Origin of the sequence: Halorubrum marinum (assembly GCF_048381195.1) — an archaeon.
In the GTDB taxonomy this organism is placed as follows: Archaea; Halobacteriota; Halobacteria; order Halobacteriales; family Haloferacaceae; genus Halorubrum.
The window spans coordinates 57,665-74,131 of the sequence record NZ_JBLWMM010000005.1 but is presented as its reverse complement, the minus strand read 5'-3'; the positions used below and the strand labels follow the sequence as shown (position 1 = coordinate 74,131).

16 protein-coding genes are annotated in these 16,467 nt (G+C 69.9%); 8 read left to right on the top strand and 8 right to left on the bottom strand.

Annotated elements, in window-relative coordinates; all coding sequences use genetic code 11:
* Positions 1 to 10 precede the first annotated feature (10 nt).
* Genes ACNSN4_RS08940 through ACNSN4_RS08930 form a run of 3 tightly spaced genes read right to left on the bottom strand, consistent with a single transcriptional unit; the run spans position 11 to position 4,220 of the window.
* Positions 11 to 1,129, bottom strand: a complete 1,119-nt coding sequence (locus tag ACNSN4_RS08940) for an ABC transporter ATP-binding protein (protein ID WP_418285472.1) — start codon at positions 1,127 to 1,129, stop codon at positions 11 to 13.
* On the bottom strand, positions 1,119 to 2,942 hold the full coding sequence (locus ACNSN4_RS08935) for an ABC transporter permease (RefSeq protein ID WP_418285471.1): 1,824 nt from the start codon (positions 2,940 to 2,942) through the stop codon (positions 1,119 to 1,121). Before ACNSN4_RS08935 ends, ACNSN4_RS08940 begins: the two co-directional genes overlap by 11 nt.
* 9 nt (positions 2,943 to 2,951) lie before the next feature.
* Positions 2,952 to 4,220 carry a thiamine ABC transporter substrate-binding protein gene (locus tag ACNSN4_RS08930; protein ID WP_418285470.1) on the bottom strand — a complete coding sequence of 423 codons (1,269 nt, stop codon included), beginning with the start codon at positions 4,218 to 4,220 and terminating at the stop codon, positions 2,952 to 2,954.
* 235 nt (positions 4,221 to 4,455) lie between these two features.
* On the opposite strand from ACNSN4_RS08930, the gene ACNSN4_RS08925 reads away from it, so the two are divergent.
* The 7 genes from ACNSN4_RS08925 to ACNSN4_RS08895 all read left to right on the top strand — a co-directional run bounded on the left by ACNSN4_RS08925 (position 4,456) and on the right by ACNSN4_RS08895 (position 10,964).
* Positions 4,456 to 5,289 (top strand): DUF6517 family protein, encoded by an 834-nt coding sequence (locus ACNSN4_RS08925; protein ID WP_418285469.1) that lies wholly within the window; start codon positions 4,456 to 4,458, stop codon positions 5,287 to 5,289.
* A gap of 94 nt (positions 5,290 to 5,383) precedes the next feature.
* Positions 5,384 to 6,124, top strand: a complete 741-nt coding sequence (hisA, locus tag ACNSN4_RS08920; protein ID WP_418285468.1) for a 1-(5-phosphoribosyl)-5-[(5-phosphoribosylamino)methylideneamino]imidazole-4-carboxamide isomerase — start codon at positions 5,384 to 5,386, stop codon at positions 6,122 to 6,124.
* A 145-nt stretch (positions 6,125 to 6,269) separates the two neighbouring features.
* On the top strand, positions 6,270 to 6,968 hold the full coding sequence (locus ACNSN4_RS08915; protein WP_418285467.1) for a hypothetical protein: 699 nt from the start codon (positions 6,270 to 6,272) through the stop codon (positions 6,966 to 6,968).
* 51 nt (positions 6,969 to 7,019) lie between these two features.
* Positions 7,020 to 8,516 (top strand): APC family permease, encoded by a 1,497-nt coding sequence (locus ACNSN4_RS08910; protein ID WP_418285466.1) that lies wholly within the window; start codon positions 7,020 to 7,022, stop codon positions 8,514 to 8,516.
* A 37-nt stretch (positions 8,517 to 8,553) separates the two neighbouring features.
* Positions 8,554 to 9,276, top strand: a complete 723-nt coding sequence (locus ACNSN4_RS08905) for a universal stress protein (protein WP_418285465.1) — start codon at positions 8,554 to 8,556, stop codon at positions 9,274 to 9,276.
* 138 nt (positions 9,277 to 9,414) lie between these two features.
* The gene (gene hisB, locus ACNSN4_RS08900) at positions 9,415 to 10,005 is read left to right on the top strand and encodes an imidazoleglycerol-phosphate dehydratase HisB (RefSeq protein ID WP_418285464.1); all 591 of its coding nucleotides are present in this window, start codon (positions 9,415 to 9,417) and stop codon (positions 10,003 to 10,005) included.
* Between the two features lie 71 nt (positions 10,006 to 10,076).
* The gene (locus tag ACNSN4_RS08895; protein WP_418285463.1) at positions 10,077 to 10,964 is read left to right on the top strand and encodes a YkgJ family cysteine cluster protein; all 888 of its coding nucleotides are present in this window, start codon (positions 10,077 to 10,079) and stop codon (positions 10,962 to 10,964) included.
* Between the two features lie 74 nt (positions 10,965 to 11,038).
* Here ACNSN4_RS08895 and ACNSN4_RS08890 read toward each other — a convergent pair whose 3' ends face one another.
* From ACNSN4_RS08890 to serB, 4 genes are all read right to left on the bottom strand, one after another.
* Positions 11,039 to 11,308 carry a DUF7861 family protein gene (locus ACNSN4_RS08890; protein WP_418285462.1) on the bottom strand — a complete coding sequence of 90 codons (270 nt, stop codon included), beginning with the start codon at positions 11,306 to 11,308 and terminating at the stop codon, positions 11,039 to 11,041.
* Positions 11,305 to 12,414 carry a Brp/Blh family beta-carotene 15,15'-dioxygenase gene (locus ACNSN4_RS08885; RefSeq protein WP_418285461.1) on the bottom strand — a complete coding sequence of 370 codons (1,110 nt, stop codon included), beginning with the start codon at positions 12,412 to 12,414 and terminating at the stop codon, positions 11,305 to 11,307. Before ACNSN4_RS08885 ends, ACNSN4_RS08890 begins: the two co-directional genes overlap by 4 nt.
* Positions 12,407 to 13,288 carry a lycopene cyclase domain-containing protein gene (locus tag ACNSN4_RS08880; RefSeq protein ID WP_418285460.1) on the bottom strand — a complete coding sequence of 294 codons (882 nt, stop codon included), beginning with the start codon at positions 13,286 to 13,288 and terminating at the stop codon, positions 12,407 to 12,409. Before ACNSN4_RS08880 ends, ACNSN4_RS08885 begins: the two co-directional genes overlap by 8 nt.
* A 137-nt stretch (positions 13,289 to 13,425) precedes the next feature.
* Positions 13,426 to 14,073 (bottom strand): phosphoserine phosphatase SerB, encoded by a 648-nt coding sequence (gene serB, locus ACNSN4_RS08875; RefSeq protein WP_418285459.1) that lies wholly within the window; start codon positions 14,071 to 14,073, stop codon positions 13,426 to 13,428.
* Positions 14,074 to 14,426: 353 nt separating this feature from the next.
* Between serB and ACNSN4_RS08870 the strand changes: the two genes are divergently transcribed.
* A complete protein-coding gene (locus ACNSN4_RS08870) occupies positions 14,427 to 14,978 on the top strand; it encodes a 2'-5' RNA ligase family protein (protein ID WP_418285458.1) in 552 nt (183 codons plus the stop codon).
* 51 nt (positions 14,979 to 15,029) lie between these two features.
* On the opposite strand, the gene ACNSN4_RS08865 is transcribed toward ACNSN4_RS08870, so the two are convergent.
* Complete coding sequence (locus tag ACNSN4_RS08865; RefSeq protein WP_418285457.1) at positions 15,030 to 16,454, bottom strand: cytochrome P450; 1,425 nt, start codon at positions 16,452 to 16,454, stop codon at positions 15,030 to 15,032.
* Between the last annotated feature and the right edge of the window lie 13 nt (positions 16,455 to 16,467).

The window sequence follows — 16,467 nt, the reverse complement described above, 5'->3', positions numbered from 1 at the left end:
ACCGGTCCGGTCACGCCTTATCCACACCGATCACGTGAGCGTCCGCGGGGTCGAACCCGACGAGGACCTCCCCGGAAAGCGGGTCGCGCGCCCTGACGAGCAGGTCGCGTCCCCCCCAGTCGAGCGTGATCCGGGTCGTCTCCCCGAGGAACTCCGCGCTCGCGACGGTCGCCCGAACTCGGCTCTCGCCGCCGTCGATCCGGAGATATTCGGGGCGCACGCAGAACGTGAGTCGGTCGCCGGGAGTCGCGTCGGTCCCCTCGTCGACCGCGACGCGGAGCGTCTCGCCGCCGATATCGACGGCGGCGATCCGGTCGCCGTTGGCGGCCGTGTCCCACTCTTCGATCCCCGTGACCCGCCCCGCGAAGACGTTGTTGTCGCCGACGAACTCGGCGACGAACCGACTCGTGGGCTCGCGGTACACCGCCTGCGGCGAGGCGATCTGCTCGGGGGCCCCGTCGCGCATCACGGCGACCCGGTCGGAGATCGCCAGCGCCTCCTCCTGATCGTGGGTCACGTAGACGGTCGTGATTCCCAGTTCGGACTGGATGCGCCGCACCTGTACCCGGAGGCGCTCGCGAAGTTGCGCGTCGAGCGCGCTCATCGGCTCGTCCAAGAGGAGCAGATCGGGACCGGGCGCGAGCGCCCGCGCCATCGCGACCCGCTGTTGTTGGCCCCCCGACAGGCTGTCGGGCTCGCGGTCGGCCGCGTCGGGCAGGTCCACGAGGTCCAACAGCTCCGCGATGCGCGCCTCGCGGCTCATTCCCTCGGGCGGGTCCGCGAAGTTGAGCCCGTACGCGACGTTCTCGCCGACGCTCATGTGCGGGAACAGCGCGTAGTTCTGGAAGACGACGCCCACGTCCCGGTCCTCCGGAGGGACGCCCGCGACCGACTCGCCGAAGAACCGCACCGTCCCCGCGGTCGGCTCCTCGAACCCCGCGATCAGCCGGAGCGTCGTCGTCTTCCCGCAGCCAGAGGGCCCGACAAGCGTGAAGAACTCCCCCTCGCGAACCTGTAGGCTCACGTCGTCGACGGCGGCCGTCTCGGCGTACCGCTTCGTCACGCCGTCGAGTTCGACGGCGGGAGGACTGTCGCCTGACGCACCGCGTTCGGTCGGCTCAGAGCCCACGGTGCTCACCTCCGAGCCGCTCGATGACGACGAAGCTGAGCCCGGTGACGACGAGTAAGACGACGCCCATTGCGGTCGCCGGTCCGAGCCGCCGCCCGATGAATCGTTCGATGGCGACCGGCATCGTGTACGCGTCCGCGCCCGTCGCGAGCACCACCGTCGCCGTGAACTCGCCGATCGAGATGGCGAACGCGAACGCAGCGCCAGCGACGACCGCCGGCCAGACCAGCGGGAGCTCCACGTCCCGGATCACCCGCGCCCGCGACGCGCCGAGCGCCCGCGCCGACTCGATCAGCGAGCGGTCGAGTCCCTCCAGCCCGGGCGCCACGGTTCGCACGACGAACGGGTAGCCCGCGACCGCGTGCGCGACGACGACGGCAACCGACCCGGCGACCGTGATCCGCCAGCCCGCGACATCGAAGCCGAAGACGAGCCCGCGGAGGAGGCCGAGCCCGACGATGATGCCCGACACCGCGAGCGGGGCCATCGCGGCCGCGTCGACCAGCTTCCGCCCGCGGTACCGCCGCGTCGTCAACACCGCGACGACGACCCCCATCGGGAGCGCGACGAGCGTCGCGGCCGTCGCGAAGATCAAGGAGTTTCGGATCGCGGGCCACGGCCGCACCTGAAACGCCGCCCCTGTCCGCTGGCGGTCGAGGAGGAACCGGTAGTGCTCAAGCGTGAGCCCGCCGTCTCCGCCCGTCACGCTCGCGAGGATCATCGACGCGATGGGCGCGAGGAAGATCAGCCCGGCGACGACGGCGTAGGCGGCGAGCCCGACACGCGGCAGCCACTCGCGAACCGTCGGGGCCGACGGCAGCAGCGACTTCCGGGGGAGCGGCCGCGCCCCTCGCGACCGGACCGTGTGTCGCGCCTCGTAGCGGAGGTACGCGAGGAGGACGCCGAGCGAGATGACGAGCTCGATTATCGCCAGCGCGGCCGCCTCCGCGTAGCTCAGGTCGCGGACGAGCCGGTAGATGAACACCTCGACCGTCGCGAGCTGGAATCCGCCCAGCGCTAACACGATGGGAAAGGTCCCGAAGGTGAACACGAACGTGAGCGCCGCACCCGTCAGCACCGCCGGGTACAGCTGCGGCGCGACCACGTCGTAAAAGGCCCGTATCGGCCCGGCACCGAGGCTCCGCGCCGTCTCGACCGCCCGCGCGTCGACCGATTCCCACGCCGCGGTCGTCACCCGGGCGACCAGCGGCGCGTTATAAAAGGCGTGGGCGATCACGATCGCTTCGAGGGTGAACAGCAGCTCGACCGGTGGGAGCCCGAGCGCGCCGAGGACCGCGTTGAGCGTCCCGTTGCGCCCGAACGTGGCGACGAAGCCGACCGCGACCATGATCGACGGGAGCACGAACGGGACGATCGTCAGCGACCGCAGCGTCCGCCGGCCGAAAAAGTCGAAGCGCGCGAGCAGGTACGCGGCCGGGAGCCCGAGCGCGACGCTCGCGATCGTCGACAGCGCCGCCTGATACGCGGTGAAGCCGACGATCCCGAGGCGACGATCCGGCGAGATGAGGTCGCGAGCGACCGCGGCCGGGGAGTCCCCCGTGAGCAGCCGCGCGGGCTCGCCGAAGTAGAAGGGATCGCGCAGGATCTCCGCGAACACGCCGAGCGTGACGACGCCGTCGACGCGGATCGCCTCGACGAGGACGGTGGCGACCGGATAATAAAAGGCGAGGACGAGCGCGGCGCTCGTCGCGACCGCGAGCAGCGTCAGCAGCCGGGCTTCGAAGCGATCGGAGAGGGATCGGCCCCCGGAGGAGCGACTCCCGGCGCTTCGGCCGCGACGACCGTCGCTCACGATCCGACCTCAGTTCCCGGCGAACTGGCGTTCCCAGTCGGAGATCCACCCATCGACCGACCCTTGCAGCTCCTCGTACGTGAACGTGACCGGGTCGGCCGGCTCCTGTGCGAGCTCCGCGTAGTCGTCCGGGAGCTGTGCGGTGTCCGTCGCGGGGAACGCGACGTTTCGCTCGGCGATCTCCCCTTGCACCTCGGGTTCGAGCATGAACGACATGAACTCCCGAGCGAGTTCCGGGTGGTCGGCGCCGATGAACGCGGCCATGCCCTCCGGCGTCGCGTACGCCTGATCGTTCAGGAAACGGATCTGGTGTTCGTCGAGGTTCGCCCCGTCGGCGGCCGCGAACACCTGGTCGGTGGAGTAGGAGACGACCATCGGCGCTTCGCCGTTCGACCACGCGGTGTACGCGTCGCTCCACGAGCCCAACACCCGCACGTCGTTGTCCTGGAGCTCCGCCCAGTAGTCGAGGTAGTCGTAGTCGGCGTCGCCGTCCTCACCGTCCACCTCGCCCTCCGGGCCGTCGCCGAACCGGTTGACGGTGTGCAACAGGAACGCGCGGCCGGTCGCGGACGCCCCGGGGTTCTGCGCGATGAGCGCGCCCGCGTGGTCGGGATCGAGCAGCCCCTCGAACGTCTCCGGCGCCTCCGTCGCCGTCCCGTCGTACACGAGGCTGACGTACCCCGTGTCGTACGGGACGGCGCGGTCGAACGGATCGAACAGGAGCCCCTCGCGGACGGCGTCGAGCCCGTCGATGTCGCCCGCCTCCGCGAACAGCCCGTCGTCGAGTTCGTCGTCGATCCGCACCAGGTCCTCCGTGGTGAATCCGACGTAGACGTCGGCGTCGACGTCGGCCCCCGACCGCGCGCGCTCGATGTAGTGGTTGACCTCGTTGTCCGGTGTCGCCCACTCCAGCTCCGCGTCGAACCGCGACTCGAACTCCTCTTTGAGCCACTCGCCCGGGCTCACCGACGGGGCGTCGATGAACGCGTCGTAGGTGGCGACGGTCAGCGTGGGCGTCTCCGTCTCGTCGTCTTCGGAGTCGCCGTCGTCGGCCGTATCGTCCCCCGCGGCGTCGTCGTCCCCGGTGCTACCGTTGTCGTCGTCGTCGCCACCACCGGTCTGCTCCGCGCTGCAACCGGCGAGCGCGACGACGCCCGCCGCACCGCCCGCCGCGAGGAACCGCCGCCGCGTGTGTCGCGAAGAGAACGGCCGTCGAGCCTCTCGCACGGATGATTCGTCGGAGTGCTGCCGGTCAAGCGCCGTCTCGTCGTCGGTCATTACTGGGTTGTTACACCGGGTGATTACATAAGCGATCCGTGTCGGCGGCGGGATCGGTCGGGGCGTCGTCGGACTGCCGGGGCCGCCGAGCCCCTCGAGACCGCCGAGGCCGTCAGACGCCCGGGACCGCCGGGGCCGTCAGACGCCCGGGACCGCCGAGGCCGCCACAATCGGCGGTTCTCACCGGCGATAGCCACGGCGACATCGATTTACCGTGGCGTGACCACCCGCTCCCATGGACAATGTGCCGACGGGAGACGCCGCGGAGAACGAGCCGACGGTCACTCGCCGCCGACTGCTTGCGGGCGGCACGGCCGTCGCCGCGGCCGGGCTCGCAGGCTGTCTGGGAACCCGCGACGGGGCGGTCCCGGCGCCGACGGTGACGAGCGATCGGATCGACGACGGCTGGCGACTCGTCGACGAGTCGACGGGGACCGTCTTCGAGGAGTCCTACGGCCCGGTGACGGTCAGCGCGCTCGAGTCCACGCGGCTGTACGAGTACGTCGACGTCGCCGAGGCGCTCGCGGAGACGTTCGACGCGGACGGTTCGCCCGTCGTCTTCTTCGCGACCCGGATCGACCTCCGGCCAGCGATCGATAGTCTCCCGGCCGGGGTCGGCCGCGACCGACTGATGGGAGAGGTCGAGACCGCGGCGCTCGACGCGTTCCGCGCGCAGCTCCGCGAGGGCGGCATCGAGAACGTCACCGTGGTCGACGAGGGGATCACGACCGTGACGGGCGGACACACGGCGACGGCGTGGGAGCTCGCGGGCGAGTTCGCGCTCGACGGCGACGTGCCGCTCCCGGACGGCTCGACCGCCGACGTGAGCGAGCCCGTGGAGATCCGAGCGAGAATCGCCGTCTGGCACGACGGCACGGACGTGCTCGTCGCCGGCGGCGCCTTCCCGACGGAGCCGTTAACTGAAGTCATCGACGACGCGGTCCCGGACCTCCTCGACGGTGAGGAAGTGCTCGATGAGATCGCCGACGAGGAGACGGCAGAGGCGCTCGCGACCGACCCAGACGCGTTCGACGAGGAGATCTCGGCGCTCATCGTATCGGTGGAGTGAACGTCTAGGACGGAGCGATTCACGGGCAAACGCCGTCCACGGTCGAAGCCAGCGAACCGACTCGTTTAATCAGCGGCCGCGTCTTCGACCCCGTATGAGTCACTCCCCGGAATTCGAGGTGATCCCGGCGGTCGACGTTCAGGACGGCGAGGTCGTCCAGTTGGTCGGCGGCGAGCGCGGCACGGGTAAGCGCTACGGCGACCCCGTCGACGCCGCGGAGCGCTGGATCGAGGCGGGCGCGTCCACGCTCCACCTCGTCGACCTCGACGGCGCGTTCGAGGGCGAGCGCGTCAACGCGGCGGCGATCGAGGCGGTCGTCGAGCACGTCCCCGACGAGGTCGGGCTCCAGCTCGGCGGCGGGATCCGGTCCGCGGAGGGCGCTCGAGAGCTCCTCGGTCTGGGACTCGACCGCGTGATCCTCGGTACCGCCGCGGTCGAGACGCCGGAGATCGTCGGCGAGATCGACGAGACGCATCCCGGGAGCGTCGTCGTCAGCCTCGACGCGAAGGACGGCGAGGTCGTCGTGAGCGGCTGGACCGAGGGGACCGGCCTCGACCCGGCCGAGGCGGCGGCCCGGTACGAGGAACTGGGCGCCGGCGCGATCTTGTTCACGAACGTCGACGTCGAGGGGCAGCTGGAAGGGATCGACCGCGAGGCCGTCACGAGCGTGGTCGAGGCAGTCGAGATCCCGGTGATCGCCTCCGGCGGGGTCGCGAGCGTCGAGGACGTCGTCGCGCTGAAGGAGGCGGGCGCGGGCGCGGTCGTCGTCGGCACCGCCCTCTACGAGGGCCGGTTCACGCTACGGGAGGCGCAGGCGGCGGCCGACGAGGCCTGAGCGGCGGCGGACCGGTCGGGGGCCGCAGCGCGTTGGTCTCGGAGTGATCTTTAACAGTCCTGCCGACGTGTTATGCGTATAGTTACCGTATCATGTGGATCCCGATTCAAGACGACTGTCGTCGCCCGCGAGGGGTGTCCGGTCGGTGACCGACGAGCGCGCGACGGAGCGACTCGTCCGCGCGCGGGAGTACACCGACGAGCGGGGACGCGCGACCGCCGAGGTAGTCGCCGAGCCGTACGCCGAGGGAGACGACCTCCGCGTCCCGATCGAGGTGCTCACGACCGGCGAGCGGCACGTCCTCGCCTTTCGGTTGCCGCAGACGTGGGGCGAGTCCGCCCCCGTCGTTCGGTTCGTCGAGTCGGTCGGCTACGGACCCGGCGGGCTGGACATGCTCGTCGGCGAGCGGTTCCCGGTCGATCTCGGCGACGAGACGCCGGAGCCGGTGCTCGATAGCGCGGACGACGACGAGAGGGGGATAAGTGGGAGCGGAAACGGATCTGCCGAGGCCGTTTCGGGCCGGATCACCGGTGTCGCGGTCGGTGCTGGACGGCTCGCCGGGCGGGCGGCGGTGTACGCGGTCCTGCTCGGGGCGTTCGCGGTCCACGTGAGCGTCGGAGCGCTCGTCGCCGCGGCGGTCACCTCCGCGATCGTCTTCGGCGGCTTCCTGATCGCGACGGCGTTCGGCTGGCTGGGCGCGGCCGGTACCCTCGGAGCGCTCCTCGGTCTCGGTGCGCTCGGTGCCCTCGCTGCGACCCGACGAGCGAAGGCGAATCGCCGCTGGAACGGCGTCGCGAACGGGGCGGGTCCGCGGACCCGGCCGGAGCTGTTCAGGGATCGATGACGGACCCGGTTCCGCGCCACCGATTTACCGATGCGGCCGAAAGGGTCGGTAATGCCCGCTGACATCGAGTCCGAGACCCAACTCGAGCGGACCCTCGGGTTCACCGAAGCGCTGATGATCGGCGTCGGAACGATGATCGGCGCGGGGATCTTCGTGTTGCCGGGGCCAGCCGCCGGGGTCGCCGGGCCAGCCATCGCACTCTCGTTTGTCATCGGCGGCGGGATCGCGTTGTTGACCGCGCTATCGGCGTCGGAGTTGGCGACCGCGATGCCGCGAGCCGGTGGGAGCTATCACTTCATCAACGAGGGATTGGGTCCGTTGTTCGGCTCCATCGCCGGGTTCGGCAACTGGCTCGGGCTCGCGTTCGCCTCCGCTTTTTACGTCATCGGTTTCGGAAGCTACCTCGGGCTGCTGCTGGAGGCGATCGTCACGCCACCGTCGCTCGCGCTCGGCCCGCTGACGCTGGAGTTCGCGCAGATCGGCGGGTTGATCGGGGGGGTGTTATTCATCGCCGTCAACTACGTCTCGACCGAGGAGACGGGGAACCTCCAGAACCTCATCGTGTTCGGCCTGCTCGGAATCCTCGCCGTGTTCGCGCTGCTCGGCGCCGTCGCGGCCGACCTCTCGACGCTCACCCCGTTCACGCCCGAAGGAACGGGCGCGATTCTTCCGGGGACCGCGCTCGTATTCGTCTCGTACCTCGGATTTGTGAAGATAACGACGATCGCCGGGGAGATCAAGGAGCCGAGCCGAAACCTCCCGCGCGCACTCATCGGGAGCGTCCTGCTCGTGACTGTGATGTACGCGGTGATTATGGTGATCGTCCTCGGTGTGGTCGACCGCGGCGACATCGCGGAGTCGGAGACCGCAGTCGCGGACGTCGCCGGAATCCTGTTCGGGGAGTTCTTCGGCGTCGCCGCCGTCGGCGTCGGATTACTCACCCTCGCCGGGTTGTTGGCGACGGCCTCCTCCGCGAACGCCTCGATCCTCGCCGCCTCGCGGATCAACTACGCGATGGGGCGCGATCGGATCTTCTCGCCGAAGCTCAACGAGATACACGACCGGTTCAACACGCCGTACAAGGCGATCCTGCTCACGGGCGGGTTAATCCTGTTGTTCGTGCTGATCGGCGACGTGGCGGTACTGGCGAAGGCGGCGAGCGTTCTCCACCTCGTGGTGTACGGACTGGTGAACATCGCCCTGATCGTTTTCCGGGAGACGGACGCGGTCGTGTACGACCCGCCGTATCGGGTGCCGCTGTACCCGTGGGTGCCGATCTTCGGTGCGCTCTCGTCGTTCGGGCTGATCTACTTCATGGACCCGATCGAGATCGCGCTCGGATTCGCGTTCGTCGTCCTCAGCGTCGGGTGGTACTTCGCGTACGCGCGGTCCCGAACGACCGACGACAGCGCGCTCGCGGCGCTTCAGGGACGACGGAGTGCGGACGAGGTCGAGATGGTACTCAATGGCCCAGCGGAGGCGAACAACACGGTGGAAGACGGCAGCGCGATAGAAGACGGCGACGGCCCGGAGGGAGCGGGACGTTGATACCGCAGGCCATCCAAGCTATAGGGAACGATCACCAATGAGCGACACCCTCAACGAACCGACCGTGCTCGTACCGGTGAACGCCGCCGAGCCGACGGAGCCGTCGAACGCGCTCATCGAACTCCTCAGCCCGCATCGCGTCGTGGTAGTGGGGTACTACCCCGTCCCGGACCAGGCTTCCCCGGAGCAGTTCCAAGACGAGTACGGGGAGACGGCGGCGGCGACCGTCGAGGAGATCGCGGGACGGTTCGCGGTCCGCGGCGGCGAGGCCGAGCCGATCGTCGTGTTCACGCGGGACCGACAGGCGACGATCGACCGCGTGGCCGAGGAGACGGACTGCGACGCCGTGCTCACCGGCGGCGCGATCGGCGACCAACTGGACCGCATACTCGTCCCGCTGAAGGGTGATGCGAACCTCGAACGAATCGTTGCGTTCATCGGCCCTCTCCTCGCGGAGAGCGACGCATCGGTGACCCTTTTCAACGTCGCGGACTCTGACGAGGAGGAGTCCTCCGGCGAGTTCCTGCTCCGCGGTGCCGCCGATCGGCTGGCGGACGACGGGATCGAGAGGAGTCGGATCGAGTGGCGACAGGATCGCTCCGGTTCCCCAGGAACGGCCATCGTGGACGCGGCGAGTGAGATGGACCTCATCGTGGTGGGCGAGACCGAACCGTCGCTCCGCGAACGGCTGCTCGGTGACGTGACAGATCAGGTTATTACTGACTCCACACACCCGGTGCTCGTCGTTCGAAATGCGTGAACGTGGGCGTGGTGGTCCGCTAGTAGTCATCCGATTTCTTCGGCGCCCCTCCGGCTTGCTTCGGCGATCGTCGTCTGGTTGTTCCGCCACCCGACCCGCCCCGCAACCCACTTACGGGTCGGCTGTGAGAGTGCGGGTATGACCGACCGGACCGCGGCCGTCTCCCGCGAGACCGCGGAGACGACCATAAACCTCACTCTCGCGATCGACGGCGACGGCGACAGCGAAGTCGACACCGGAATCGGGTTTTACGACCACATGCTCGAAGCGTTCGCCAAACACGGCCTATTCGATCTGACGGTGCAGTGCGACGGCGACCTGGAGATCGACGACCACCACACCGTCGAGGACGTGGCGATCTGTCTCGGCGAGGCGTTCGACGAGGCGCTCGGCGACAAGCGGGGCATTCGACGGTACGCCGACCGGCGCGTCCCGCTCGACGAGGCGGTCGCGAGCGTCGTGGTCGACGTGGCGGGCCGCCCCTACTACGAGTTCTCGGGCGCGTTCTCACAGGACCAGATCGGGGAGTTCACGAGCGTCATGGCCGATCACTTCGCGATGTCGCTCGCGCAGAACGCCGGGCTCACGCTCCACGCCGAGGTCGTCCGCGGCGATAACGCTCACCACGAGGTCGAGGCCCTCTTCAAGGCGCTGGCGCGCGCCCTCGACGACGCGACCCGACTCGACGAGCGCCGCAGCGACACGCCGAGCACGAAGGGCGAACTATGAGGGTCGTCAGTTCTCCGCGAAATTCCCGCCGACCCCTTTTAGGTACGCGTGCCGTTTGTTACCACGGACAGATGAAACTCGACTGCGAGGGCTGTGCCGGCTGCTGTGTCGACTGGCGGCCGCTCGCGCCCGAGGCGGCCGGTTCAGACCGCACCGGATCGCGGCCGCCGCTCGACGACCGGTACGACCTCGTTCCGCTCACCCGTGACGAGGTCGCTCGCTTCGTCGACGACGGGCTCGGCGACGTCGTCACGCCGCGGCTGTTCGAACCCGCCGAGCGCGACGACGCCGTCGACATCGACGGGGTCGACCTCGCCGCGGTCGACGACCGCCCCGTCTTCGTCGTCGGACTTCGGAAGCCGCCGAAGCCCGTCGCGCCGATCGGGACCGACGAGCCGCGGTGGCTGGACAGCTGCGTCTTCCTCGACCCCACGACGCTCCAGTGCCGGATCCACGAGGGGGAGCGCTACCCGCGAACCTGCGCGACGTACCCCGGTCACAACCTCGCGCTCGACGCCGAGACTGAGTGCGACCGCGTCGAGGCGGCCGGGGGCGGCGACCGCCTCCTCGACGACGACCCGCCCGAGGGCCTCCCGCCGTTCTCCTTCGGCCCGCAGGCGCTCGGCGCGACCGTCTTCGCGTACCCCGAGCCAGACGAGTTGAGCGGGGTGATCCGGCGGATTCAGGACGGCGAGGCGTCCGCGGACGACCGCGCTCGATTCGCCGGCGCGGCCGTCGGCTCCCGACCGGGGTCGTTGGCCGTGACCCGCGAGCGCATGGCCGAGGCCCGGACGAGCGCCCGCGACGCGGACTCGTGGGCCGGACGGGCGATCCGGGCGTGGACCGAGCGCGCCGGCGGCGACGGCGAAGCGGTCGACGGCGCCCGCGAGACCGTCGAGCAGACGGTCCGCGAACTGGAGGACGACGCGGGCGCACCGGGGACGCCGGGGTGGGAGTAGGCGGTGAGAGCAAGCGGTGGGCGAAGTCGGCCGAGGGACGAAACGGCCGCCGCAGGAGCGGTCCAGAAGCCGATCTATCCGCCGTGTTTCCGGTACCAGACGCGCTCGCCGACGGGCGACTCCCCGTCGGCGATCGGCAGTCGACGCAGGAACAGGTCGCGAACCGCGAGCGTGACGACGAGTTCGACCGGATCGGGTGAGCCAGCGGAATCCTCCGGTCCCGCCTCGGATCGAACCGTCACGACGCAGTGACCGTCTCGCTCCGCTATCGACTCGATGACGCCGACCGTCCAACGGTCGACGTGGTGAGACGGTTCGCGAGCGTGGATCCGGTCGTGGGTCACGGCCGCCACACCCCCTGTTGCCGGTCGAGCCACGCGACGACGACGACGTGCGGGAGCGTCATCGCGGCGATGGCGACGAGCGACACGGCGAGCAGGTCCCCGGGCGCGGCGATCCCGGACGGGACCGCGAGCGCGACGAGGGCGACGACGAGGAACCCGCCGAGCGTGAGTGGGGCCGCGTCGCGGGCGAACCGCCGGAGCGCGCCCCGCACGTCGCCGGTACCGACCGCGTCGGCGGCGCGGCGGTCGACGAGGACGAGCCGACCGACGTGCCGCAGCGCGTGCCAGAGCGCGAAGTACACGCCGATCGCGAACACGGGCGCCGCGAGCAGGAACCACGCCCAGAGCACGCCGACCTCGCCGACGTCGCGGAACCACCCGCGTCGCGAGGCTCCCCCACGAACGCGGAGGGAGCCGACGCCGACCGACGAGAGCGTCGCGGCGACCATGACGCCGCCGACCGCGAGCCGCGCGCCCGATGTGAACACGGGGTCGACGGCGGCCGCCGCCGCACTCGCGTCGGCGACGAAGAGGCCGACCATCCACTCGGCCACGAGCCGGTACTCGCCCGGATGCGAGAGGAGCGGCACGCCCATCGGGAGCCCGCCGCGGACGAGGAGGCTCAGCCAGCGCTCCGCGGCCGTGGGGAGGTGTTCGACGCCGGCGACGACGAGCGCGGCGACGTCGCCCTGCCCCCAGTGGAGCCACGTGAGCGCGATGAACCCGACGAACGCGGCGACCGGCGAGAGGAAGAACGCGGCGACGACGGCCCCGCCGAGGACCGCGTAGACGACGGAGACGACGGCGATCGACCGGCGGAGCGACACGTCGGTCGCGGCCCGGAGCGGGACCAGATGGTCGACCGCACCGTGTGCCATCCCGACGACGAGCGTGCCGAGCGCGAACGTCGCGACGCCGAGTTCGACCGGAAATAGCGGGGTCACGGCGCCGACGGGGAGCAGCGCGGCGAGCGCGAGCGCGGGGTAGTACGCGAACCAGCGGTCGACGTTGGATCGGCCCCGGGCCGCGTGGTCGACGCCGGATCGCCCCTCGATGCCACCCGTCGTCCCGTCCCGTTCTCCGGTGCGGGTCGAGAGCTCAGTCATCGACGGTGTCGGGGTCGGGCTCCGGTCGGGGTTCTGTGCCGGACGTCGCCCTCCCGTCGTCGCCTCCGTCTGGGTCGAGAGCGTCGGCGGGCGAGTCGACGAGCGGGTCGACGGGCGAGTTGGTCGGCGAGTCGGCGGCGGCCCGCCGGTCGTTCCAGTCGAGCACCCACTCGAACAGCACGAGCCCGTTTATCGTCATCAGCCCGGCCGCCGCGAAGAAGAGCATCTCCTCGATCGGGAGCCCGAGGAGAGCGACCCCCGTGGTGTGCTCCGCCGAGATGACCCACGTCCCCATCTCGATGGCGATCCGGTCGACGATCCAGAAGTAGGCCGCGGGAAGGAGCGTCGCGGGGATCCACACGCGCGGCGTCCGGACGAGGTACCCGCCGCCGACGCTCCACTGGAGCGCCAAGACGGGACCGACCCACGCGAGGAGGCCGCCGAGATAGAGGAACGAGGGGTCGCGTAGGACGAGCCAGAGCCCGAGCGGAACCATCGCGAACCCCACGGCGACGCCCGCGATCCGGGGTGCGTAGTCGAAGTCGCCGTCGCGGAACGTCGGGTCGAATCCGATCAGGTGGAGCGTGAACGCGACGATCAGCGTCTGGATCGCGAAGTAGAGGTACTCTCCAAGCGGGATCGACAGCGCTCGGACGAGCACGGCGCCGTCCGCGTACCACCACGCGCCGCTGCGGATCATATAGCTGATCCACGGCGTCGTGTACGCGTACGCGATAGCGACGAGGATCGCGATCCCGGCCGCCGCGCGCCGCTGGCGGAGCGCGTCGTACCGAGGGGCGAGGTACCACAGCGCCGCCAGAAGCGGGACGCTGAAGACGAGATGGAACTGCAGGTACGTCAGCGTGGGGAGCATCGATCCACCCCGACAACGCCGTTCATGGAACGAAATTCGCTCCGCGACTGATTAAGGGTTGGTCCAAACAGTGTGAACGGCGAGGGTTCGCGCGCCGAGAACAACCCGACTCTGTCCCCGTTCACCTGACCGTGGACTCACTCCGCGGGGGACAGAACGCCGTGGCTCTCAAGCACCTTCCCGAGCCGGAACATCGAGGCGACGACGGCGTCACAGACGGGGCGGACCGCATCTTTCGGGACGAACCCGATCGCGAGTCCGGCGACCTCCAGCATCGGCAGGTCGTTGGCCCCGTCTCCGATCGCGACCGTCGACTCCATCGGAACGCTCAGATCGGCCGCGAGCTCCGCCAGCGCGTCGTCTTTCGTTCCCTCGATGAGCGGTCCCTCCGCCTCGCCGGTGAGCGCGCCGCCGACCATCGGCAGGCGGTTGGCGACGATCGTGTCGGCCGCAACACCCTCTTTCTCCAGGGCGCGGGCGACGCCGCGGTCGAAGCCGCCGGTGAGCACGGCGACGTGGTGGCCCTCGGCCTGCAGCCGCTCGATCAGCTCCCCGGCGCCCGGCCGGAGGGTCACCTCCTCGAACGCCGCGGCGACCGCGTCCTCGTCGAGCCCGCCGAGCAGCTCCGCGCGCTGGTAGAGGCTCTCGGCGTAGCTGAGCTCGTCGTTCATCGCCCGCTCCGTAATCCGTGCCACCTCGTCGGCGACGCCCGCCCGCTCGGCGAGGAGGACCGTCATCTCGGAGTCGGACAGCGTGCCGTCGAAGTCGAACGCGATGAGGCTCATACGCCCCGTTCGTTACGGGAGGGCTTTTAATCGCGTGATCGCGCAACGAGATCGAGAGCGGAGGCGGCGTCGAGCAGGCGTGCGGAAGCGGGGAGAGAGAAAGCAGCGCCTCGAGAGCGCCCTCGGCGACGAGGTTTATACCCGCCGACCGCGGTAAACGGACATGGAACGCGGCACCGCCGCGAGCGGGAGCGCGAGTGCGGCCGATCTATCGATTGAACGCGGCGCTTCGTGTGGAGATCGGTACAGCAAGTACATGACACATGTGCACATCCCCCGACAGACACCCGGTGCATGTCCCCTCTCCGATGCGAGACGGAATCGAGAGACGACGGCCAGACGAGCCCCAATTCATGTTTAGCCTCAACGTCCCGTTGCCGCCGTCCGTTCGTCGTCTCGCGACCGATCTCCACCCGAAACTCTCGGGTTTCGATCGCGTGCGACGGAGACACACGCTCGTCTGCAAGCGGTTCGGGGTCGAGGACGTCCCCGACCGCGTCACGGGTGTCGATCGAGCGGGCCTCCCGAAGCCCGACGCGCTCGCGGCGCTGCGCGACGACCTTCGCCCGCTGCTCGCCGGTATCGATCCGTTCGACGTCGCGGTGACCGGGATCGACGTCTTCGACGCGCCGGCGTCCGGCTCGCGCCCGGTGGTGTATCTCGCCGTCGAGAGCGACGGACTCGTTCGGCTGCACCGTCGGCTCTGTGCCGCCTACGGCGCAATCGAGGGGATCGAGGGAGATCGGTTCATCCCACACGTCACGCTGGCGCGCGGCGGCAACCCCGAGCCGGGCGTCGTGGCCGATCTCGTCGCCGCCGAGTTCGATCCGATTCGATGGCGTGTCCACGCGCTGGACGCGTACGACCCCGAATTTCGCGAGGTTGCCGCGACGATCGACTTATGAGGAACCGGTCGTCGTCCGGGAGGAAGACGGCTCTCGCTGATCGAGAGCCGATCAGCGCTCGCGGATCCGCATCGGCACCGGGTGGTCGGGATGCATCGTCAGCGAACCGCGCAGCGAGAGCTCGGGCCCTTCGTACTCGAGCTCGTACCGCGAGCAGACCTCGGCGAGGATGAGTTTCGCCTCCAGCAGCGAGAACGACTTGCCGATGCAGTGGCGCGGACCGCCCCCGAACGGGAAGTACGAGAACCGCGGGCGTCGGCTCCGGCGCTCCGGCGTCCACCGACCCGGGTCGAACGTATCGGGGTCGTCGTACCACCGCGGCGACCGGTGAACGACCCACTGCGGACACATCAGCGCCGCCCCTTCGGGGATCCGATACCCCCCTAGTTTCACGTCGAGTTTCGGCTCGCGGAAGAGGGTGTACACGGGCGGATAGAGCCGCATCGATTCGTTGAGGACGCGCTCCGTGTACGTCATCTCGCGGACGTCGGCCGCGGTCGGGGTCCCGGCGGCGGTCGCGTCGTCCGCTGTGCGACCACCACCGGTCGCCGCCTCGGCCTCGCGCTCGACCCGCGCCCGAGCCTCGGGGTGGTTCGAGAGCAGGTAGAAGGTGTACGTGAGCGCGAGCGCCGTCGTGTCGTGCCCGGCGAGCAGCATCGTGACGAGCTCGTCGCGGAGGTTTGCGTCGGTCTGCTCGCCGCGGTCGCGGGCGCGGAGGAGGACCGAGAGCAGGTCCATCGGCACGTCGCCCTCTGGATCGCCCGGCGGGCCACGGACCGCGGTGCCGTCGGGTCCGGCCGGGTCGACCGCGGGGTCGCGCTCGGTGCCCGTGCGGCGCTCGACGATGCCGTCGATCACGGATTCGAGGGTGTCGACGGCGGCGGCGAACTCGCGGTTCTCGCGGGTCGGCACCCAGTTCGGAATCAGGAAGCGCCGCGGGTCGGGCTCGAATCGCGCGCCGAGCGGCTCCAAGTTCTCCTGAACCGTCTTGACCTCCTCGTCGGTGATGTCGGCGCCGAGCATCGCGGAGACGATGATCTTGACGGTGAGCCGCGCGACCTCCAGCTGAATGTCGACGACCTCGCCGTCCGCCCAGTCGGCGAGCTGCGACCGGGTGTGATCGACCATCGGGCCAGCGAGCGCGCCGATCCGCCGGTTGTGGAAGGAGGGGTTCGCCAGCTTGCGTTGACGCTGCCACGTCTCGCCCTCGCTCAGGAGGAGCCCCTCGCCGAGGAGGGTGTTCATCGCGTCGTCGCCGAACTGCGGCTTGCGGTAGCGCTCGGCCTCGGAGACGAGGACGCGCTCGATATCGGTCGGGTTCGTGAGCATGTACGTCTCGCGAGGGCCGAGGTCGAAACGAACGACGTCACCGTAGCTGTCGGCGCAGGCGCGCATGAACGAGAACGGGTCGGCGGCGTACTGTCGACCGTTGCCGAAGAGGGGATCGCCGATTGGTCCGGGCGGCGTAGCGGACATACGAGAAACAGGG